General features: G+C 63.9%; 21 protein-coding genes. 15 read left to right on the top strand and 6 right to left on the bottom strand.

Annotated features, from left to right (window positions below; translation table 11 throughout):
• Positions 1–7 precede the first annotated feature (7 nt).
• A complete protein-coding gene (locus NP552_RS10035; RefSeq protein WP_100633178.1) occupies positions 8–502 on the top strand; it encodes an Lrp/AsnC family transcriptional regulator in 495 nt (164 codons plus the stop codon).
• A 49-nt stretch (positions 503–551) separates the two neighbouring features.
• Here NP552_RS10035 and NP552_RS10030 read toward each other — a convergent pair whose 3' ends face one another.
• Together NP552_RS10030 and NP552_RS10025 are read right to left on the bottom strand one after the other, a co-directional pair.
• Positions 552–2249, bottom strand: coding sequence for a putative bifunctional diguanylate cyclase/phosphodiesterase (locus NP552_RS10030; RefSeq protein ID WP_274096689.1), 1698 nt, complete (start codon positions 2247–2249; stop codon positions 552–554).
• A gap of 21 nt (positions 2250–2270) precedes the next feature.
• Positions 2271–3836 (bottom strand): methyl-accepting chemotaxis protein, encoded by a 1566-nt coding sequence (locus NP552_RS10025; protein ID WP_043864515.1) that lies wholly within the window; start codon positions 3834–3836, stop codon positions 2271–2273.
• A 186-nt stretch (positions 3837–4022) separates the two neighbouring features.
• Between NP552_RS10025 and NP552_RS10020 the strand changes: the two genes are divergently transcribed.
• From NP552_RS10020 to NP552_RS10000, 5 genes are all read left to right on the top strand, one after another.
• Complete coding sequence (locus NP552_RS10020) at positions 4023–4337, top strand: helix-turn-helix domain-containing protein (RefSeq protein ID WP_210015001.1); 315 nt, start codon at positions 4023–4025, stop codon at positions 4335–4337.
• A gap of 251 nt (positions 4338–4588) precedes the next feature.
• Positions 4589–5902 (top strand): C4-dicarboxylate transporter DctA, encoded by a 1314-nt coding sequence (locus NP552_RS10015; RefSeq protein WP_043864516.1) that lies wholly within the window; start codon positions 4589–4591, stop codon positions 5900–5902.
• A 36-nt stretch (positions 5903–5938) separates the two neighbouring features.
• Positions 5939–6643 carry a FadR/GntR family transcriptional regulator gene (locus NP552_RS10010; protein ID WP_054915296.1) on the top strand — a complete coding sequence of 235 codons (705 nt, stop codon included), beginning with the start codon at positions 5939–5941 and terminating at the stop codon, positions 6641–6643.
• A gap of 14 nt (positions 6644–6657) precedes the next feature.
• Positions 6658–7344 (top strand): GntR family transcriptional regulator, encoded by a 687-nt coding sequence (locus NP552_RS10005; protein ID WP_043864518.1) that lies wholly within the window; start codon positions 6658–6660, stop codon positions 7342–7344.
• Positions 7345–7490: 146 nt separating this feature from the next.
• Positions 7491–7856: a DUF7079 family protein gene (locus NP552_RS10000; protein WP_063612014.1), complete on the top strand. Its 366-nt coding sequence runs from the start codon at positions 7491–7493 to the stop codon at positions 7854–7856.
• Positions 7857–7874: 18 nt separating this feature from the next.
• Here NP552_RS10000 and NP552_RS09995 read toward each other — a convergent pair whose 3' ends face one another.
• From NP552_RS09995 to NP552_RS09980, 4 genes are all read right to left on the bottom strand, one after another.
• On the bottom strand, positions 7875–10301 hold the full coding sequence (locus NP552_RS09995) for a TonB-dependent siderophore receptor (RefSeq protein WP_210015003.1): 2427 nt from the start codon (positions 10299–10301) through the stop codon (positions 7875–7877).
• A 98-nt stretch (positions 10302–10399) separates the two neighbouring features.
• On the bottom strand, positions 10400–11374 hold the full coding sequence (locus NP552_RS09990) for a FecR domain-containing protein (protein WP_043864520.1): 975 nt from the start codon (positions 11372–11374) through the stop codon (positions 10400–10402).
• A 4-nt stretch (positions 11375–11378) separates the two neighbouring features.
• Positions 11379–11909 carry a sigma-70 family RNA polymerase sigma factor gene (locus NP552_RS09985; protein ID WP_054915299.1) on the bottom strand — a complete coding sequence of 177 codons (531 nt, stop codon included), beginning with the start codon at positions 11907–11909 and terminating at the stop codon, positions 11379–11381.
• Positions 11910–11993: 84 nt separating this feature from the next.
• On the bottom strand, positions 11994–12434 hold the full coding sequence (locus tag NP552_RS09980) for a PACE efflux transporter (protein WP_043864659.1): 441 nt from the start codon (positions 12432–12434) through the stop codon (positions 11994–11996).
• 99 nt (positions 12435–12533) lie between these two features.
• On the opposite strand from NP552_RS09980, the gene NP552_RS09975 reads away from it, so the two are divergent.
• From NP552_RS09975 to NP552_RS09935, 9 genes are all read left to right on the top strand, one after another.
• On the top strand, positions 12534–13424 hold the full coding sequence (locus NP552_RS09975) for a LysR family transcriptional regulator (protein ID WP_043864522.1): 891 nt from the start codon (positions 12534–12536) through the stop codon (positions 13422–13424).
• A gap of 144 nt (positions 13425–13568) precedes the next feature.
• Positions 13569–15449: a methyl-accepting chemotaxis protein gene (locus NP552_RS09970; protein ID WP_254998473.1), complete on the top strand. Its 1881-nt coding sequence runs from the start codon at positions 13569–13571 to the stop codon at positions 15447–15449.
• A 155-nt stretch (positions 15450–15604) separates the two neighbouring features.
• Positions 15605–16390 (top strand): sulfite exporter TauE/SafE family protein, encoded by a 786-nt coding sequence (locus NP552_RS09965; RefSeq protein WP_043864524.1) that lies wholly within the window; start codon positions 15605–15607, stop codon positions 16388–16390.
• Between the two features lie 478 nt (positions 16391–16868).
• Positions 16869–17195 (top strand): DUF485 domain-containing protein, encoded by a 327-nt coding sequence (locus NP552_RS09960; RefSeq protein ID WP_274096688.1) that lies wholly within the window; start codon positions 16869–16871, stop codon positions 17193–17195.
• Positions 17192–18850, top strand: coding sequence for a cation acetate symporter (locus NP552_RS09955; protein WP_058541320.1), 1659 nt, complete (start codon positions 17192–17194; stop codon positions 18848–18850). Before NP552_RS09960 ends, NP552_RS09955 begins: the two co-directional genes overlap by 4 nt.
• Before the next feature lie 84 nt (positions 18851–18934).
• Positions 18935–20203, top strand: a complete 1269-nt coding sequence (locus tag NP552_RS09950; RefSeq protein WP_043864527.1) for an OprD family porin — start codon at positions 18935–18937, stop codon at positions 20201–20203.
• A gap of 134 nt (positions 20204–20337) precedes the next feature.
• Positions 20338–20640 carry a type II toxin-antitoxin system HigB family toxin gene (locus NP552_RS09945; protein ID WP_054915303.1) on the top strand — a complete coding sequence of 101 codons (303 nt, stop codon included), beginning with the start codon at positions 20338–20340 and terminating at the stop codon, positions 20638–20640.
• Positions 20641–20644: 4 nt separating this feature from the next.
• Positions 20645–21034, top strand: a complete 390-nt coding sequence (locus NP552_RS09940) for a helix-turn-helix domain-containing protein (protein WP_116055022.1) — start codon at positions 20645–20647, stop codon at positions 21032–21034.
• Positions 21035–21071: 37 nt separating this feature from the next.
• Complete coding sequence (locus NP552_RS09935) at positions 21072–21776, top strand: hypothetical protein (RefSeq protein ID WP_043864530.1); 705 nt, start codon at positions 21072–21074, stop codon at positions 21774–21776.
• Positions 21777–21796 lie beyond the last annotated feature (20 nt).

Below are 21796 nucleotides of genomic sequence, written 5' to 3'. Positions count from 1 at the left end.
CGCCACCATGGACACCAAGGCCAACCGCATGCATGACACGCCGCCTCTGGATCGGATCGACGAGGCGATCATCGACGTACTGCGCCACAACGGGCGCATCACCTACGAGAAGCTGTCTTCGCTGGTGCACCTGACGCCCAGGCCTTGCCTGGAGCGGGTGCGCAAACTGGAGCGACGCGGGGTGATACGTGGTTATGGCGCGATCATCGATGTGCAGCGGGTGTCGCCAGGGTTGTCGCTGCTGGTGCTGGTGGCGTTGTCTAACCAGAGCGGGCGCTCGGCTCAGCGGGCCTTCGAGGCCTGCATGAAGGCCTGCCCGCAGGTATTCGAGTGCCAGCTCATCAGCGGGCATTTCGACTACAGCCTGCGCATGCGCTGCCGGGACATGGAGCATTACCGGGTGCTGAGCGAAACCTGGATGAACAACGACGAGCTGCACATCGACAAGCTGGTGGCGCACCCGGAACTGGCGGTGGTGAAGAACACGGCGCCGCAGTTGTAGCGCCGGCCCTGCAGGAGCCGGCCTTGCCGGCCAAGGGCCCGATGCGGCATTACGCCTGGCGCAACACCACCCACTCATGCGGCTGCACATACTCGCGCACCCATCCCACCACCTCCGCCGCCGGCATCGGCCGGGCGATGCCGTAGCCCTGCGCCACATCGCAGCCAAGCCCCATCAGCACCTCGCCATGCTCCACCGTCTCTACCCCCTCGGCGATCACCTGGCGCCCGAAGGCCCGTGCCAGGCCGATCACCGCGCGGGTCAGGGCCAGGTCATCCTGGTCATGCAGGATGTCGCGCACGAACGACTTGTCGATCTTGATCGCCTGGGTGGGCAGGCGCTTGAGATAGCTCAGCGACGAATAGCCGGTGCCAAAGTCATCCAGTGAAAACTGCACCCCCAACTGCTGACACGCCTCCAGGCATTCGCTGACCCGCTTGATGTTCTCGATTGCCACCGACTCGACGATCTCAAGGTCGAGCATGCGCGGCGCAACCCCGTCATGACGCGCAAGCAACAGGCGCAGGCGCTCGACGAAGTCAGACCGTTGAAAGTGGCGCGCCGCGATGTTCACGCTCACCGACCAGCGATACCCGGCGTCCTGCCAATGCTGCATCTGCGCCATCGCGCGGTCGATCACCCACTCGCCGATGTCCACGATCAGGTCGGTCTGCTCGATCAACGGCAGGAACTCCGCTGGCGGCACCAGCCCCTTGACCGGGTGCTGCCAGCGCAGCAAGGCCTCGAAGCCCAGCACCTCGCCACTGCGCATGTTCACCTTGGGCTGGTAGAACAGGTGCAGCTCGCCATTCTTCATGGCGCGGCGGACCCGCTCAACCGTCTGGTGCGTGGCCTTCACTTCCTGGTCCAGCGACACGTCGAACAGGTGGAAGCGATTGCGTCCGCTCTGCTTGGCCACGTACATCGCCTGGTCGGCATGGCGCAGCAGGGTGTCGGCATCATCGTTGTCGGCCGGGTACAGGGTCACGCCGATACTGGCGCTGACACTGATCTGCTGGCCGCGAATCGAATACGGCGCCGCCACCGCCGACAGCACCCGCCCCAGCACCGTGCGCAACTGCGCCTGGCCCTCGACATGGCGCAGAATCAGCACGAACTCGTCACCAGACAACCGCGCAACCGCATCGCCGCCACGCAGTATGCCCTTGAGCCGCGCCGCCACCTCGACCAGCAGCAGGTCGCCGCAGGCATGCCCATAGCCGTCGTTGACCGCCTTGAAGCCGTCCAGATCGAGCATGCACACCGCCAGCGGGAACTGCTCGGTGCGCGAGAATTCCAGGGCCTGGTTCAGCAGGTCCGAAAGGAATGCGCGGTTGGGCAGCCCGGTGAGCACGTCATGCCCCACGCGCCATTGCAGGGTGTGCACCAGCTGGCGTTTCTCGCTGACGTCGAAGCGGATCGACACATACTTGCGGACCTTGCCGGTGGCCGGGTCCAGCAGTGGCACCATGGTGCTGTCGACCCAGTACAACGAGCCGTTCTTGGCGCGGTTGCAGATCTCGCCCTTCCAGACCTTGCCGGCTACCAGCGATGCCCACATGCTCTCGAAGAAGTCACTGCCGTGCAGGCCGGAATTGAGGATGCGGTGGTTGGCCCCCAGCAGCTCTTCACGGCTGTAGCCGGAGATGCTGCAGAACTGCTGGTTGACGTAGGTGATGCGTCCGGCGAGGTCGGTTTCGGAAAAGATCGCGGCCGCGTCGACGGCCGCGCGGTAGTTGTCATCCATGCTCGTTCACTCGCCTGGCGGCTATCGGTTGAAGCGTTCAACCAAGGCACGCAGGCCGCTGGAAATATGCTCAAGCTCGCCACCACGGGTGGCGGCGGCATTGGCGTTGTCGGCAGTCTTCTGCACCGTGCCGGCTACCCGATTGATCTGCTGCGACACGTCCTCCGCCACGTAGGACTGCTCCTGCGAGGCGGCCGCCATCTGCTGGGTCATATCGGTGATGCGTGCCACCGCCTCGCGAATGCCTTGCAGTGCGCGCTGCGCCTCGACCACCTGCGCCACGCCCTGCTCGGCCTCCTGGATGCCCAGGTTGGCGATGCTCACCGCGTCATCGGCGCCGCTGCGCAGGGTCTCGATGATGCCCTGGATCTGCTGGGTCGACTGGCGGGTCTTGCCCGCCAGGGCGCGCACCTCATCGGCCACCACGGCAAATCCGCGGCCCTGCTCGCCAGCACGCGCCGCTTCGATGGCAGCGTTGAGCGCCAGCAGGTTGGTCTGGTCGGCAATCGCCTGGATCACGCTGGCAGCCAGCATGATGTCCTGGGTCTGCCCGGCCAGGTGGCCGACCGCCTGGTTGATCTGGGTGACGGTGCTGGCCAGCAGCTGGATCGCCTCGCGCGAGGTACCGGCCACCTGGCTGCCCTGTTCGGCCAGCTGGTTGGCGGTGCCGGCCTCGCTGGCGGTCTGCTGTACATGCACCGCCACTTCGGCGATGGATGCCGCCATCTCGGTCATCGCCGCCGCGGTCATGTCGGTTTCGGCGCGCTGGTCGAGCAGCGCCAGCTCGGTGGCATTGGACAGCCGGCTGGAATCGCTGGCGGCCACGGCCATCTGGTTGGCCAGGTCGCTCAGGCGCGTCAGCGCGGTTTTCAGGCGCGCCTCTTCACTGATCAACACCATCTGCAGTTGCGCGGTCGGCCCCAGCGCTTCGCTGTAGGCCAGCGCACTGATCGGGTCGGAGAACGTGTTGGGGGTGCTGCGCACGATCTGGCGCACTTCATGGCGCAGGCGATTGTGCCCCCACAGGCCCACCGCCACGAACAGCGCCAGCGTGATGCCCTGCCCGCCCCAGCCCGGCAACAGCCGGTTGGCGCCCATGGCCAAAGCGGCTGCCAGCAACGGCAGCGCAAGCACGCGGCCCTGCAGGGCCAGGCGACGCCCGAAGGGCACGGGGGGCTTGCCTTCACGCAGACGGGCATACAGCGCTTCGGCGCGCTGCACCTGATCGCGAGTGGGCTTGACCCGTACCGATTCGTAGCCGACCAGGCGGCCGTCCTCGAGCACCGGTGTGACGTAGGCGCTGACCCAGTAGAAGTTGCCGTTCTTGCAGCGGTTCTTGACGATGCCCATCCAGCTCTGGCCGGCCTTGAGGTACTGCCACATCAGGGCAAATACGGCAGGCGGCATGTCCGGGTGGCGCACCAGGTTGTGCGTGCTGCCGATCAGTTCCGCCTGGCTGAAGCCACTCATGGCGGCGAATTCGGCATTGCAATAGGTGATGTTACTGTCGGTATCGGTGGCGGAAATCAGCCGCTGATGGTCCGGAAAGGTCTGTTCGACAGCCGTGACCGGCAGATTGAGACGCACGTTAAAACTCCCTGAAGCGCACGCTAAAGCCTTGTCCAGCGGCCCTGAAACCTGCAGCGTAAATGTCGGTCCAAGTGAACGATTCTACGAAATACATCACATTTTGCAAGGAAAGGTGATGAAACGTGGCGTTGTGCAATGCCAATATTTATCGTTAAGTTCTTGATTCTAAATGGGAATCGAGCGATGGAATTATCTAGTTTGGGTCCAGCCATCAGACGCTATCGCAAGGTAGCCGGGCTTACTCAGGCTGAACTTGGCGAAAAAACCGGTTTTGACCCCAAAACCATAAGCCGCTTTGAAACCGGCACCTACACCCCCAGTGTCGAAGCGCTGTTCACCTTTGCCGACGTGCTGGGCGTCAAGCTCAATGCCTTTTTCGCCGACCTGGAAGATGCGGACGAGCAACGTGCCTACTTGTTCGGTGTTATTCACAAAGCTCCACCCAAGGACCTGGGAAAGCTGATTGCAGCGGTAGACATGGCCCTTTCCAAGCCTTGATCACTGCCCTCGCAAAAGCGTGACAGGCGCCTGCCACTGTTGCTTGAAGCGCTTTTGTCGTCGATAAGTACTGCAACTGGTCAGACCGGTAAAACCGATCTGATGCCCTGGATTCGCGAAATACTTGCAAACCCGCAAAAACTCCGCCTACACTGCGCCTGCACTGGACATACCGGTAAGACCACAATAATTAAGTCTGTCGCTCGGCGCTTGTTGCCAGAAGCACGGACACCGACCAGAGATCCCTCCCCATGCTCAAATGGTGCTCGCGTTCGATCTTCCTCCAAGTGGTGCTCGGCCTGATGCTCGGCATCGCCTGCGGCCTGAGCTTTCCTGAAGTTTCCCTGCAACTCAAACCCCTCGGTGACGGCTTCATCAAGCTGATCAAGATGCTCATCGGGCTGATTGTGTTCTGCGTGGTGGTCAGCGGCATTTCCGGTGCCGGCGACCTCAAGAAGGTTGGCCGCATCGGCCTCAAGTCGGTGATCTACTTCGAAGTGCTGACCACCATTGCGCTGGTGCTGGGGCTGGTACTGGCATTCACCTCAGGCATCGGTACCGGTGCCAACATCCACCTCGACCAGTTGTCGACCGCCGATGCCGGTGCGCTGGCCGAGCGTGGCCAGCATATCCAGGGCACGGCAGCGTTCCTCATGGGCCTGATACCCAATTCGGTGCTCGGCGCCTTCGCCGACAACAACATCCTCCAGGTGCTGCTGTTCTCGGTGCTGTTCGGCAGCGCCCTGAACCTGGTGGGCGAGGCCGCGTCGGGCATCACCCGGCTGATAAACGAACTGAGCCATGTGATCTTCCGCATCATGGGCATGATCGTGCGCCTGGCGCCGATCGGTGTGTTCGGCGCCATCGCCTTCACCACCAGCCAGTACGGCCTGGACTCGCTGCAACACCTGGGCGGCCTGGTGGCTCTGTTCTACGTGACCTGTGCAGGCTTCGTGCTGGTGATCCTGGGGACAGTGATGCGCGTCTCGGGCCTGAAGCTGTTCCCGTTCCTCAAGTACATGCGCGAAGAACTGGGCATCGTGCTGGGTACTGCTTCGTCCGATGCGGTCCTGCCGCAGATCATGCGCAAGCTCGAACACCTGGGCATCGGCAGCTCCACCGTCGGCCTGGTGATCCCCACGGGCTACTCCTTCAACCTGGACGGTTTCTCGATCTACCTCACCCTGGCCATCGTGTTCATCGCCAACGCCACCGGCACACCGCTGGCCATGACCGACCTGCTGACCATCCTGCTGGTGTCGCTGATCACCTCCAAGGGCGCCCACGGCATTCCGGGGTCGGCGCTGGTGATTCTGGCCGCCACCCTCACGGCAGTACCGGCCATCCCGGTAGTGGGCCTGGTGCTGGTGCTGGCGGTGGACTGGTTCATGGGCATCGGCCGCGCGCTGACCAACCTGATCGGCAACTGCGTGGCCACCGTGGCCATCGCCCGCTGGGAAAAGGACATTGATCTGGAACGCGCCAACAACGTACTCAACGGCAAGCAGGGCTTCAGCTTCCAGACGCGCAAGCTGCCGACCCCTGCCCATCAACAGGAATTCTAGGCAACGACGTATGCATGTGTTTTCAGGGAGCAAACAGTGATTACCTCATCGACGGTAGTGAATGCGGTAGTGGAGAAACTGCGCCAGGCACTGGCCCGTGGCCAGTGGCGCTCGGGCGAGATGCTCCCGGGTCAGCGAGAACTGGCCGAGCAACTGGGCATCAGCCGGCCAAGCCTGCGCGAAGCGGTCACGGTGCTGGAGACCCTCGGCCTGGTGCGTTCCATGCCAGGCAAGGGAGTGCTGGTGCTCGACCCCGGCACCCAGGAGCTGGTACAGGCCCCCGCGGCCGTGGCCGGAGCCAGCCTGGAGGACGTGCTGCAGCTGCGTTACACGCTGGAGCCGTTCATTGTCGGGCTGGTGGCGCAGTCGGTCAGCAGCAAGGAAATCGGCCAGTTGCGCCTGACCCTGATGGACATGCGCGAGGCCCTGGAGGCCAGCGACAGCGAAGCCGGGGTGCGCGCCTACCTGGCATTTCACGAAGAGCTGTTCGCACTGACCGCCAACCCGATTTTCCAAAGTGTGGTGCAGCAGACCAGCAATGCCCTCAAGCAGAGCGCCCAGGTGCTGCACAACTCGCCCGAGCACCTGGCCGCGCGTCTGGAAGAGAACGAGGCGGTGGTGCGCGCCATCCGCAACAAGGACAGCGCCCAGGCCAGTGCGCAGATGCGCCGGCACATTCTGCAGGAAGGCCTGCGCATGGGCATCGAATTGACCATTCCGGATGAACACCCGGGCAACTGACCAGGAGAGCGACCATGAACGCCTGCCCTGCTACCCCGTCCGCGATCGCCCTGCCCGCGCTGCTGGCGGCCGGCGAGCAGCGCCTGAGCGCTGACGAGATCTACCCGCGCCTGTTCGATGCGATCCTCGAACAGCGCCTGGCGCCAGGTACCGCGCTGACCGAGCAGGCGCTGGGCCAGGCCTTCGGCGTGAGCCGCACGGTGATCCGCCGCGTGCTGGGGCGCCTGTCCGACCAGCAGGTGGTGGTGCAACGCCCGGCGCACACCGCCCGGCTGGCCGCACCCGACCCGCAGCAGGCGCGCCAGGTGCTCAGTGCCCGGCGCCTGGCTGAAACCACGCTGATCGGGCTGGCGGCGCGGCGCACCAGTGCCCCACGCATCCGCCAGTTGCGCGAGCTGATTGCCCGCGAGCGCAAGCACCACGAGCAGGGCCATCGGTGCACGGCGATTCGTCTGGGGGGCGAGTTTCACCTGAAGCTGGCGGAGATGGCCGACAATGCCCCGTTGACGCGGTTTCTCAACGGGCTGGTGCCCATGACGTCGCTGATCATTGCCCAGTACGAGACCCAGCCTTGCGAACACTGCGCCTGGCAGGAACATGCAGCCCTGGTGGACGCACTGGAGGACGGCGACAGCGAGGCGGCGCTGCAGTTGATGCACCAGCACCTGGACCGCATCGAGGCCAAGCTGAGCCTGGATTGAGAATGGCGGTGCGCCTTTCGCCGGCAAGGCCGGCTCCTGCAGGAGGTGTTGTGCAGGAGCCGACCTTGCCGGCGAAGGGTCTTGCTGCGCTTGACCTGCCAACGACAAACCGCGCAGCATCGGGCATCCCCACAAGAGCCCGCCCCGTGACCCCAGAACAACGCCACAACGTCCGCGCCCTGCTCTCCGAGTCGTTCGTCGACAGCTGGGTGGACTACGCCTGGATCGCCCGCGAACTCGAACCCTTCGACCTGGCCGAGCTCAAGCGCATCTTCTACGAGGAAGTCGCGCCGGTCTGCTACTACAACATCGTGGCACCGGTACCACCGGTATGGACCGGTTTCGAGCCGGTATCGCTCAACGAAGAAATCGAAGAGCTGCTGGAGGCGCGCCGACGCAACCCGTTGCGCCGGCATTGGGACCGACTGTGGGCCGCCACCTGGATCCGCCTGTGGAGCCAGGAATGCTGGGACGCGATCCACCAGGCCTGCCTCGCCCAACGGCAGGCCTGACACCTCGGCACGCTGGCCTCAGAAGTCCCAGCGAGTGGTCACCATCACGTTGCGCGGGTCGCCATAAGAGGCCGAGTTGTAGAAGCCGATATTGGTGAAGTAGGCCTTGTCGAACACGTTGTTGACGTTCAGCGTGGCCGACAGCTGCTCGTTGATCTGGTAACGCGCCATCAGGTCCACCAGCCAGTAAGGGTCCTGGGCAAACTCCTCGTCGCGCTTCTTGACGTTGTTCGACAACACCTGCCAGCCCTTGCCCTGCCAACGCGCACCACCGCCGATGGTCAAGCGGTCGAGCGCCCCCTTGAGCTTGTAGCTGGTGTAGAAACTGACCTGGTCCTCAGGCTCCCAGGTCGACACCTTCTTGCCCTGGTCATCGCGGATCACCTTGTGGGTGTACCCCCCTTGCAGTTGCCAGCCCTCAGCCAGTTCGCCGGAGATCTCTGCCTCATAACCCTTGGTCTTGGCCTTGATGCCTTCGTAGGCATACTCGACCGCCGGGTTGGTCGGGTTGCCGTTGTAGGCCCGGTCCTCTTCGCCCCGGCTGCTCTGGTGAATCTCGAAATACGCCAGGCTCGCATTCAGGCGCCCGTCCAGGAACTCACCCTTCAGGCCCACCTCGTAGTTCTGCCCTTCATCCGGGTCGAGCAGGCGGTTGTTGCGGTCGCGGTACCAGGCATCCTGCGGCATGAAGATATCGGTGTAGCTGGCATACAGCGACAGGTAGTCATTGAGGTCGTACACCGCCCCCAGGTAGGGCAGCAGGCGATCGTCCTCGCGGCCGTTGGCGGTCACGCCATTGATGCGGTAGTTGGCCAGGCGTGCACCGAGCAGCAGCGTCAGATCGTCGGTGGGGTGCAGGCGGGTGGTCACGTAGGTGCCGGTCTGGCGCACGCGGTCATCCACGGTCTGGGTCTGCTCCCCCCAGTCCGGTTCGGGGGTGTTGCCGTTCCAGCTGCCGTAGTCGACGGAGTTGCCATTGGGGTATCTGGCGCTCCACCAGCCCTTGCCTTCCCAGTGAGACTGGGCAAACGAGGTACCGATCACCAGTTCGTGCTCACGCCCCAGCAGCTCGAACGGCCCGCTGGCGTAGAGGTCGGCCGAATTGCTCACCGTCTCGCCCGTGTATTTGGCCGAATAGAGGCTGGCGGTGCCGTCGGCGCGCGGGTAGTAACCCTGGATCGAGCCCAGCGGCGCGTCATAGCCGTTGATCTTGTGGTCCAGCTGCGCCTTGGCAACCCAGCCGTTGGCCAGGTGATGCTCCAGGCTGGCAAACACGGTGCGGGTGTACTGGTTCCAGTGGCTCCACTTGGCGCCGTTGTTGAAGTGGCGTGGCAGGTCGTTGCGGTTGCCCTGGGCATCGAACAGCGGAATGCTGCCCGACCAGCTCGAGCCTTCCGGCTTGTTGTCCTGGTAGTCACCGCCCACGGTGAGCAGGGTGTCCGGGCTCAGGTCGAATTCGAGGATGCCGTAGTAGACGTTGGTCTTGCGCTGGTAGTGGTCCATGAACGAGTGCTTGTCCTGGTAGGCCGCCACCGCACGGCCGCGCACGTTGCCGCTGTCGGTCAGCGGGCCGCCCACGTCGAGTTCGCTGCGGTAGTTGTCCCAGCTGCCGGCGCCCAGGGTGAAATGCCCCTTGAAATCGGCAGTCGGCTTCTTGCGCACCAGGTTGATCGTGGCCCCCAGCGACCCCGCGCCGGTGAGCAGGCCGGTAGCACCCTTGAGCACTTCCACGCGGTCATAGATGGCCATGTCGCTCAAGGTGTTGCCGGCCGAATAGCCGACGTTGCGCGCCGTCGAGGGGATGCCGTCGTACTGGAAGTTGTTGATCGAGAAGCCGCGGGCATAGTAGCTGGTGCGGTCGCTGTCGAAGGCCGACACGGTGATGCCCGGGGTATGGCGCATCACATCGTCGATGTTGTTGAGCCCGAAATCGTCCATGTGCTGACGGGTGACCACGGTGATGGTCTGGGGCGTTTCGCGCGGTGTCAGCACCAGCCGTGTGGCGGTGGCGATGGTGCCTGGCGTGTAGGAGCCGCTGTCTTCGGTGATGGTACCCAACTGGTTGCTGGTGACTTCGGTCACGCCCAGGTTCAGCGCCCCGGCAGTTTGCGGCAGCGGGGCCAGGCTGTAGCGCCCGTCGTCTTCACGCACGGCCATCAGGCCATTGCCCTCGAGCAACGCCTGCAGGCCCTGATCGACACTGTAACGCCCGTGCAGGCCGGCGCTGGTCTTGCCCGCGGTCAGGCTCGGTGCGAACGAGAGCACCACGCCGGCCTGGGCGGCGAAGCGGTTCAGAACCTGACCCAGGTCGCCCTGGTCGAGGTTGTATTCGGTCGGTGTGGTGCTGTCGGCGTGCGCCATGCCCGGCATCGCCAGCGGCCACAGCAGGGTGGAGCACAACAGCGTGGTACGCAGCCTTGCCGCGACCGGTGATCGGGTATTCATCGGTTCTTTTCTCTTCTGGTTGGCAGTCAGGCCATCACGCCTGCATGCCTAGAAGTCGAACGAAGGAGCGAATACCTATCATTTACGAAAAATATTTTTCAGGTGGTGAGGGGTTCGATGCTTACCCAGTATTTTGTGCGCCGCTCGACCCGCACCGGCAGGGTCTTGCCGATGGCGCGCAGAATCTGCTCGGTATCGTCGAGCTTGAAGGTACCGCTGATACGCAGGCTGGAAACCTCGTTGGCACAGTTGAGCCAACCGGGGCGATAACGCCGCAGCTCGGCGATGAATACCCCCAGCATCTGGTCGTTGGCAATCAGCAGCCCCCTGCGCCAGGCATCGCGGTCGGGCTCCAGTGGCGAGCCAAGCACGAACTTGGGGTGTGAAAACCGCACCTGATCCCCGGCATCGACCACCGCCCCCCCCATGCCATCGCGCGGCATCACGCCCACCTGGCCCTGGTACACCGCCAGTTGCGTGCTGCTGGCGTCGCTGTCGCGGCGCACCAGAAAGCGCGTGCCCAGCGCTTCGACGGTGCCGTTGACGGTCTGCACCCGCAACGGGCGCCCGGCCTTGTCGGCGGCGCTGGTGATCATCACCTCGCCCTGGCGCAGTACCAGCAGGCGCTGCTGGTTGTCGTAGCGCACATCCAGGGCAGTGTCGGTGTTGAGTTCGAGCCGGGTGCCATCGGCCAGGGTCAATGCCTGACGCTTGCCGACGCGGGTATGGTAGTCCGCCGTCCACGGCCCGCTGCTCAGCTCTCGGTAGCCGGCCCAGCCCAGGCCGCTGGTGCCGGCCAGCACCAGTATGCCCTTGAGCACGCCGCGCCGCGGGATCGCGGCAGGCTGCCCGGCGATGTCCAGGGTACGCCCGGCCAGCCCGCCAGATAGCTGGCCAAGCCGCTGCTGAACCTGGACGACCTGTTGCCAGGCCCAGCGATGCTGGTCGTGGGCGTCCAGCCAGGTCTGCCACGCTTGCCGGTCGGTATCATCCACGGCATCAGCATTGAGGCGGGCGCGCCAAAGCGCAGCCTGTTCCAGCGCGGCGCGCTGGAGAGGGTCGAGAGTAGCCATGGGGTCACGTGTCGGCTTGCAGGCTGTACAGCGTACAGTGGTGAAAGGCCTTGGCGATATAGCGGGTGACCGTCACCTCGGAAACCCCCAGCTCCTCGCCGATCAGCCTGTAGGTCATGCCATCGAGCTGCGACAGCAGAAAGGCCCGGCGTATGCGCGGGCCGAGCCCCGCCAGCATGGCATCCAGCTCGCACAGGGTCTGCAGCAGGATCAGCCGCTCCTGCTCGGATATCTCCACCGCTTCGGGCTGCTCGGCCAGTGCCTGCAACCAGGCCCGCTCGAGGCGGGCACGGCGAAAGTAGTCGATCATCAAACGCCGCGCGATGGTGGCCAGGTAGCCGCGTGGCTCGCGTACCGCGCCGAGCCGGTCGCTGGCGTCCGGGGCGCTGAGCACCCGCACGAACACGTCCTGCATCAGGTCGGCCGCCAGGTGCCGACAGGCCACCCGCGGACGCAGCCAGCCCTGCAACCAGCGGTGGTGGTCCTGATAGATACGGCTGACCTGTTCGCGCAACGCGGGATCGGGAGTGGACATGGGCGACCGGGGGTACGAATGAGAATTCCTATCATTCTATGCCTAGCCGACGCTCAGAAGCAAAGCATCGCGGGCCTGCACGACCTACACGGCGGGCGATACCTGTGCCGATGCCGAACTCGGCAGCCCGAACACCCGATCGAACAGCCAGTTGTAGAGGAACGTGTAGCACGGGATCAGGATGATGAACGCCAGGTCCACCACGAAGGCCTCCCACAGCGAAATCCCCAGCCACCAGGCAATCAGCGGGATCAGGTACACCACCAGGGTCAGCTGGAACCCGATCGCGTGCGCCACGCGCCGGGCCACGCTGCGCCCCCGTGTGGCCTGGCGGCTCTCCCAGTACTCGAACAGGGTGTTGTAGATGAAATTCCACACCATCGCGATGGTGGTGATCATCACGGCCAGCGGCCCGGTGTTGCTGGGCGCGGTGCCGGACAGCAGCGCCAGCCCGAGTGTCGACAGACACAGCCCGATACCTTCATAGGCCGTTACATACACCAGCTTGCGTTTCAGACCTTGCACCTTTTCACCCCTCGGCAAATCAAATTCGGCCGGCAGGATGCGTCAATCTTCTTGACAGAAAAAGTCAGCAGCTATCAGATTTACTGAAAGGAGAGGCTGATGAATTTTTCCAGCGACACTATCGAACTGTTTCTTGCAGTGCTCGACCGCGGCTCGTTCTCGGCTGCCGCCCGGGCATTGGGGCGGGTACCCTCGGCAGTCAGCATGGCCATCGCCAACCTGGAGGCGGAGCTAGGCTTTGCCCTGTTCGAGCGTACCCACCGTGAAACCCGCCCCACCCCGCTGGCCCTGGCGCTGGAGCCCCATGCCCGGCTGATCGCCGACCAGCTGACGCAGCTTCAGGTGCACGCCATCGAGCTTTCCCAGGGCCTGGAAAGCACACTGGCCATCGGCGTGGTGCCCGACATCGATCACCAGCCGCTGCTCCAGGCCATCGGCCAGATCAGCCAGCGCCACCCGCTGCTGCAGGTGGAGGTACTCAGCGCCCCGCAGGAAGATGCGCTGCACCTGCTGCACGAGGGTCGCGTGCAGCTGTGCCTGGCGTTTGCCGGGCTGACGGTCGACCCGCGCCAGCGCTTCGAACAGGTCGGCATGGAGTCGCTGACCGCCACCCTCTCGCCCCATCACCCCGCGCTGGGCGAGCAGGTGCGCTACCTCGAAGACCTGGTCAACGTGCGCCAGATCGTGGTGGCCAGCCGCGATTTGCCGATGCTCGACCCCCGCGTGCTGATCGGCGCCTCGCACTGGCGCACCGACAGCCTGAGCATGGCCATCGAGATGGTCGAGGCCGGGCTTGGCTGGGGCGACTTCCCGCTGTCGCGCATTGCCCCGCTGCTCAAGGCCGGGCGACTGGTGCAACTGGATTTTCGCAACACCCGCAATGAACTGCGCCTGCCGGTGCATGCCTTCTGGCTCAAGCAGCAGCCGCTGCAACGCGCTGCCCAGGAGCTGGTGAGGTTGCTGAGACAGACCGCAGCCCTGGCCGACTGACCCCGCGTCAAAATGGTACGTAAATATTTCGTGGTTTCAGCCGATACCTGAAAGGTCAGTCGCGTGCAATTCACGATGGCGGTGCTCACAAGGCTCCGACCCGTGACGCCGTCACTTCCCCTATCTGGCTAAAGGTCTCGAAACATGAACCTGAAATTTCGCCACAAGATCCTGCTCAGCGCCGGCGCAGTCGTCGTGCTGGCCTTTGCACTGTTCACCCTCTACAACGATTACCTGCAACGCAACACCATCCGCCAGAACATCGAATCGTCGGTCAACCAGGCCGGCGCGCTGACAGCCAGCAGTGTGCAGAACTGGATGAGCGGGCGCATCCTGGTGCTGGAAAACCTGGCCCAGAACATCGCCCATCAGGGCGCCAATGCCGACTTCCCCGGGCTGGTCGACCAGCCCGCCTTCACATCGAACTTCCAGTTCACCTATGTGGGCCAGACCAACGGCGTGTTCACCCAGCGCCCGGACGCGAAAATGCCCGACGGCTACGACCCGCGCCAGCGTCCCTGGTACACCGCTGCTGTCGCCGCCGGCAAACCCATGCTAACCCCACCCTACCTGGCGGCTGTCGGCGGACTGGTGGTGACCATTGCGATGCCGGTCAAGAGCAACGGCGAACTGGTCGGCGTGGTGGGCGGCGACCTGAGCCTGGCCACCCTGGTGGACATCATCAATGCCGTGGACTTCGGCGGTATCGGCCACGCCTTCCTGGTCGACCGCGACGGGCAGATGATCGTCAGCCCGGACAGCGACCAGGCCATGAAGAACCTCAAGGACATCTACCCCGGCAGCAACCTGCAGGTCGCCGCCGGCCTGCACGACGTGACCCTCAACGGCGAACAGCGGATCATCTCGTTCGCCCCGGTCAGCGGCCTGCCGTCGGCCGACTGGTACATCGGCCTGTCCATCGACAAGGCAAAGGCCTACGCCCCGCTGAGCCAGTTCCGCACCTCGGCCATCATCGCCATGCTGATCGCCGTGGCCGCCATCGCCGGCCTGCTGAGCCTGCTGATTCCGGTGCTGATGCGCCCCCTCACCACCATGGGCCGCGCCATGCAGGACATCGCCCAGGGCGAAGGCGACCTGACCCGGCGCCTGACCGTGGAAAACAAGGATGAATTCGGCGAACTGGCCGGTGCCTTCAACCAGTTCGTGGAGCGCATCCATGCATCCATTTCCGAAGTAGCCTCGGCCACCCGCCAGGTGCACGACCTGTCGGAACGCGTGATGAGCGCCTCCAACGCCTCGATCATCGGCTCCGAGGAACAGAGCCTGCGCACCAACAGCGTGGCCGCTGCAATCAACGAACTGGGCGCCGCCACCCAGGAAATCGCGCGCAACGCCGCCGATGCCTCGCAACATGCCAGCGGTGCCAGCGACCAGGCCAACGATGGTCGCCAGGTGATGCAGGAGACCATCAGCGCGATGACGGCGCTGTCGCAGAAGATCAGCGAGTCGTGCGAGCAGATCGAAACCCTCAACGCCAGCACCGATGACATCGGCCAGATCCTCGACGTGATCAAGGGCATCTCGCAGCAGACCAACCTGCTGGCACTCAACGCCGCCATCGAGGCAGCACGGGCCGGTGAAGCCGGTCGCGGCTTTGCCGTGGTGGCCGACGAAGTGCGCAACCTGGCGCACCGTACCCAGGAATCGGCCGAAGAGATCCACAAGATGATCACCACCCTGCAGGTGGGGTCGCGCGAGGCAGTGCACAACATGAACGCCAGCCAGGTGTCCAGCGAGCAGAGCGTGCAGGTCGCCAACCAGGCCGGCGAACGCCTGACCAGCGTGACCATGCGCATTGGCGAGATCGACGGCATGAACCAGTCGGTAGCAGCCGCCACCGAGGAACAGACCGCCGTAGTCGAAAGCCTGAACCTGGACATCACCCAGATCAACGTGCTCAACCAGCAGGGTGTGGCCAACCTCAACGACACCCTCAAGCACTGCGATGACCTGGCGCGTCAGGCCGGGCGCCTCAAGCAACTGGTAGACAGCTTCAAGATCTGACCCCCGCCCTCGCCCATCGGCCGCCCAGGCGGTCGATGGCACCCTCGCCTGCTGCGTTACGGTTATAAACTAATAACGAACAAGTCTATTTGGCTATAAAAAAACCTTTATGCTGGCGCCATCCGATCACGGGCTCGCTGGGTGTTTAGGTATTTATGGATGTAGGTTCTTTTGGTTTCACCATCGCAGGCCTGGTTGTTGGGTTCATTGTCGGCATGACCGGCGTTGGCGGTGGTTCGTTGATGACCCCGATCCTGCTCTGGTTCGGCATCAACCCGGCCACTGCAGTGGGCACCGACCTGTTGTATGCGGCCATCACCAAGGCCAGTGGCGTCTGGGTGCACAGCAAGCAAAAGAACATCGACTGGAAGATCACCGGGCTGCTGGCCATGGGCAGCGTGCCAGCGGCGGCCTTGACCCTGTGGTTTCTGAGCACCCTGCATACCGACACCCAGACGCTCAACGGCGTGATCAAGCAGGGCCTGGCGGTGGTGCTGATCCTCACGGCGCTGGCCATCCTGTTCAAGTCGCGGTTGCAGGCGTTTGCCAGCAAGCACGCCGGTGACCGCTACCACCTCAGCGAACGCAGCCTGAACGCCCTGACCGTGGTCACTGGCGTGGTGCTGGGCGTGATGGTGTCACTGACCTCGATTGGCGCGGGCGCCCTGGGCACTGTCGCGCTGTTTCTGCTGTACCCGTACCTGGTCACCCGGCGCCTGGTGGGCACCGAGATCGCCCACGCCGTACCTCTGACCCTGGTCGCCGGCCTGGGCCATGCCAGCATGGGCAACATGGACTGGTCGTTGCTGGGCTACCTGCTGCTGGGCTCGTTGCCGGGGATCTACCTGGGCAGCCACCTGACCGGGCGCATTTCCGACAACGTACTGCGCCCTTGCCTGGCGGGGATGCTGTTGCTGATCGGGTACAAGCTCGCGTTCTGAGCGCATCTTTCCGACAGCGCGTCGACGCCATTCGCCGGCAAGGCCGGATCCTACCGTGATCATGTAGGAGCCGGCCTTGCCGGCGAAGCTTTTTATGGCTAACCGTATAGTAGTATTACCATACATCACAGGTAGTACTTCCATAACAACCCGACATTGTTATATAAGATGCCCGGAGCCATCTGCGCTGCCGCCACCGACAAGGGGGCAGCTGACATCAAGAGCTAACAATCAGCCAACGGGTGCCACACATGTCGAATTTTCACCAGGGCTTCGCCCCTGCCTGTACGAGCCTGCTCAACCTCGGCTCACCCCCGCGCACGTTACCTCGCCCCGCGACCTGATCGCGGCGCGCCGGCGCCTGCCCCACAGCATTTACCGTCTGGCTGCGAGCCCTGCCCGCCGCCCTGACGCCCCACACCCGCAACAAAGTCGATGGCCCGCCCCAGGCAATAAAAACAACAAAGGAGCCCCACCCATGACGCACGCCCCAACCGATCACGCGCAGAGTTGCGACCGCATCCGCGCCAACCCCAAATTCCAGCAACTGGTGCGCACCCGATCGCGCCTGGCCTGGTCACTCAGCGCCGCAGTGCTGGGTGCCTACTACCTGTTCATGCTGGTGGTGGCGTTCTACCCGCAGGTGCTGCACACACCGCTGGGGGACGGTCGCCAACTGACCCTCGGCATTACCGTGGCCTCGGCACTGATCGTGCTGTCGTGGCTGCTGACCGGCTGGTACGTGCGCAGCGCCAATACCCGCTTCGACAGCCTCAGCGCACAGGTACTGGAGGAGTCGAAATGAACCGCACCGCACTGCTAGTACTGAGCAGCCTGCTGCTGACCCCGGCGGCTTTCGCGGCGCCGCTGGTGGCCGACAAACAACCGGTCAACCTGCACGCCATCGCGATGTTCTTCGTGTTCGTGCTGGGCACCCTGGCGATCACCTGGTGGGCCGCGCGCCAGACCCGCTCCACCTCCGACTTCTACACCGCCGGCGGCGGCATCAGCGGCTTCCAGAACGGCCTGGCGATTGCCGGCGACTACATGTCGGCGGCCACCCTGCTGGGCCTGTCGAGCCTGGTGTTCGCCAAGGGCTACGACGGCTTCATCTACACCGTGGCGTTCTTCGTCGGCTGGCCGATCATCACCTTCCTGATGGCCGAGCGCCTGCGCAACCTGGGGCGCTACACCTTTGCCGACATCGTGTCGTACCGCCTGGACCAGACCCGCATCCGCACCTTCGCCGCCTTCGGCTCGCTGACCGTGGTGTGCTGCTACCTGGTGGTGCAGATGGTGGGTGCCGGGCAACTGATCAAGCTGCTGTTCGGCCTGGACTACAGCACCGCCGTGATGGTGGTGGGCGCCCTGATGCTGGTGTACGTGATCTTCGGCGGCATGATCGCCACCACCTGGGTGCAGATCATCAAGGCCGTGCTGTTGCTGGCCGGTGGCACCACCCTGGCGCTGCTGGCCATGGCCGAGTTCGGTTTCAGCCTGGAAACCCTGGCCAGTCGCGCAGTGAACGTGCACAGCACAGGCTGGAGCATCATGGGCCCCGGCTCGATGCTGGCCGACCCGATCAACGCCGCGTCGCTGTCGCTGGGGCTGGTGTTCGGCATCGCCGGGCTGCCGCATATCCTGATGCGCTTTTTCACCGTGCCCAACGCCAAGGAAGCACGCAAGTCGGTGTTCTACGCCACCGGCTTCATCGGTTTCTTCTTTCTGGTGGTGATGGTGCTGGGCTACGCGGCCATCGTCATCGTCGGCACCGACCCGCAGTTCTACGTGGACGGCGACCTCAAGGGCGCGCTGATCGGTGGCGGCAACATGGTCGCCATGCACCTTGCAAAGGCAGTGGGCGGCAACCTGTTCCTGGGCTTCCTGTCGGCGGTGGCCTTCGCCACCATTCTCGCGGTGGTGTCGGGCCTGGCACTGGCCGGTGCGTCGGCCATCTCCCATGACCTCTACGCCACCGTGTGGAAAAAGGGCACCGCCAGCGAAAAGGACGAGATGCGCGTGACCCGTATCGCCACCGTCGGCCTGGGCATCATCGCGATCCTGCTGGGCATCCTGTTCGAGAAGCAGAACGTGGCCTTCCTGGTGGGCCTGACCTTCGGTATCGCCGCCTCCACCAACTTCCCGGTGCTGATCATGGCCATGTACTGGAAAGGCCTGACCACCCGCGGCGCGCTGGCCGGCGGCTTTGCCGGGCTGATCACCGCGCTGGGGCTGGTGATCCTGTCGCCGGCGGTGTGGGTGTCGGTGCTGGGCAACGCCCAGGCGATCTACCCCTATGACCATCCGGCACTGTTTTCCATGCCGCTGGCGTTCCTGGTCACGGTGATTGTGTCCAGGCTCGACCGCAGCGCCCGCGCAGCCCGCGAACGTGCCGCCTTCGACGACCAGTTCGTGCGCGCACAGACTGGCCTGGGTGCCGCCACCGCCGTCAGCCACTGAACCACTGCAACCCCTGTCACGGGCCGCTACGGCGGCCCGTGCGGGCATCGCTGCACCTCATAAAAACAAAAAAGAGGATTTACCATGCACCGCACTTTCCCACCGTTCAGCCTTGGCCTGCTGGCCACGGCAACACTCGCCGGCGTTTGCAGCACGGCCAACGCGGCCTTTGTCGATGACAGCAAGGCCAGCGTGGAACTGCGCAACTTCTACTTCAACCGCGACTTTCGCCAGCACGAGGCCCCGCAGTCCAAGGCCGAGGAATGGGCCCAGGGCTTTGTGCTGCGCTACGAGTCCGGCTTTACCGAGGGCACCCTGGGCGTTGGGGTGGACGCCATCGGCCTGCTCGGGCTCAAGCTCGATTCCAGCCCCGAACGCAGTGGTAGCGGCCTGCTGCAGCGTGACCGCGAGGCACCGCGCCGTGCCCAGGGCGAATACAGCGAGCTGGGCCTGACCGCCAAGGTGCGCGCCAGTCACAGCGTGTTGAAGGTCGGCACCCTGATACCCAGGCTGCCGGTGCTGATGCCAAACGACTCGCGACTGTTGCCGCAGACCTTTTCCGGCGGGCAGTTGAACGTGCAGGAGCTGGAGAACCTGAACCTCGACATCGGCCGGCTGCGCCAGGTCAACCAGCGCGACTCCACCGACTACGAGGACATGGGCGTGACCACGGGCGCGGCAAAAAACATCGTGGCCCGGCGCAGCGACAGCGATCGCTTCGACTTCGCCAGCCTTAGCTACAAGTGGACCGACAGCCTGAGCACCAGCTACAGCTACGGTGCGCTCGACAACCTCTACCGCCAGCACTTCGTGGGCCTGAACCACACCTGGGCGCTGGGTGAGGGGCAGTCGCTCAAAAGCGATATCCGGTTCGCCCGCTCCAGCGACGACGGCGCCAGCAACGTCGACAACAAGGCGCTGGGGGCGATGTTCACCTATGGCATACAGGGCCACGCCTTCGGTGTGGGCTACCAGCGCATGCGCGGCGACACCGGCTTTGCCTACCTCAACGGCGCCGATGCCTACCTGGTGAACTTCGTGCAGATCGGCGACTTCGCCAACAAGGACGAAACCTCGTGGCAGGCCCGCTACGACTTCAACTTCGCCAGCGTGGGCCTGCCGGGGTTGACCTTCATGACCCGCTACCTGCGCGGCGACGGCATCGACCTGGGTGCGGGGCGGCCCGATGGCAAAGAGTGGGAGCGCGACACCGATATCGGCTACGTGGTGCAAAGCGGCCCGCTGAAAAACGTCGGCGTGAAGTGGCGCAACGCCACGGTACGCTCCACGCATTTCGGCAACGACCTGGACGAGAACCGGCTGATCCTGTCGTACACCGTTGCACTCTGGTAATTGAACATTGGCCATTCGCCGATAACACTCAGGCGTTGCTCGTGGTCCAGAGGGCAACGTCTGACGTCATCAAGCGACGAACAACTGGAAGTCGCGCTTGAAAAAGTCCCGCCTTGGGACCAGAATGGGGCCTTATGAGAATCATTGCCATCAGTCACCTGAAAGCATTTTCCGAGAAGCATCCTGCATCCAAGCAACCCTTGCTCTCATGGATTGACGAAGCCAGGCAGGCAAGATGGTCCACGCCTGCGGATATCAAGGCGCAGTTCGGCAATGCCAGCATCCTCAAAAGTCGCAGAGTGGTGTTCAATATCAAAGGCAATGACTATCGGATCGTGGCTGCCGTGGCCTATCGCTTCGAAGCCATCTACATCAAGTTTGTCGGTACTCACGAACAATACGATGGCATTGACGCCGACACCGTTGAGATGGAGTGATCCTGTGAACATTCACCCAATTCATACCGAGCAGGACTACCAGGCCGCGTTGAACGCAGTGTCCGAGCTGTTCGACAACGAGCCGGAACCCGGCACGCCCGAAGGTGATTACTTCGATGTCATGGTCACGCTGATAGAGGCGTATGAGACCAAGCAGTTTCCGCTCGACCTGCCCGACCCCATCGAGGCTATTCGCTTCAGAATGGAGCAGTCCGGCCTGAGCGCCGCCGACCTGGTACCGGCAATCGGCCGGAAGAACCGGGTCTACGAAGTACTCAATGGAACGAGAGCGCTGACACTGCCGATGATATGGCGGTTGCACGAAATGTTCGGAATTCCGGCGCAAAGCCTGATAAAACCTCGACAAGTACAGGGCGTCGACACTACACGTTGACTGCTTGCGCAGCGCTATCGAGCCAGGGAGGCCCGGCATGTTGCACGTTCTGTTCCACCGCTTTCCTCTTGCCCTTGCCCTGAGCGCCCTGCTCGTCGCCTGCGTGCCCTACCCGCGAGAGCGCCCGGCCTATGCCGACCTGTGCGAGTCGCGCCAGGTGTTCGAGGTGCCGACCGCGCACGGGGTCAAGACCTTCTACCTGTACACCTACCTCTACGACCATGCGCTGATGTGGAGAGATCGACCCTACACGCAGGGTTACTTCAGCGTGCCCCATGGCTCGCCACAGCGCGAGTTCTACGTGCAGGTGATCGGCTTCAACAAGAATCGCCAGCAGCCTCTCAAGCCAGGGTCGGGCGAAGCGCCCATCCCCATGCTGTACGACAGCCGCAAGGCCTACCTGACCTTCGAGAATGGCCAGCGCCTGGCGGCCCGCCCGGACCTTTACCTGGGCGCGCTGAACAACGACTTCCCGCTTTCGGGCAAGGACTACGTGCGCCCCTCGCCGTTCGACATCAACAGTGACGAGGTGCACCGGCGCATTCCCAAGCTCACCAACAACAGCCGCTATGGCTCGGTCTACGTCGCGTTCAACACCCCGGACTTCAACGCCGACGCCAAGTGGACGATCAACCTGGGCACGTTGGAAATCGACGGGCAGTCGGTTACTGTGGCGCCACTGCAACTGTGCCACCACCCGAAAAAATCCTGGATCGGCGTCGAGCCGTTGATGCGGCCCTGAGCCCCGGTCCACTTCACGCC

Source organism: Pseudomonas sp. 8209 (genome assembly GCF_028682105.1).
Lineage (GTDB): Bacteria > Pseudomonadota > Gammaproteobacteria > Pseudomonadales > Pseudomonadaceae > Aquipseudomonas > Aquipseudomonas palmensis.
The sequence above is the reverse complement of the archived record's forward strand: the minus strand, read 5'-3'. Positions and strand labels throughout refer to the sequence as shown.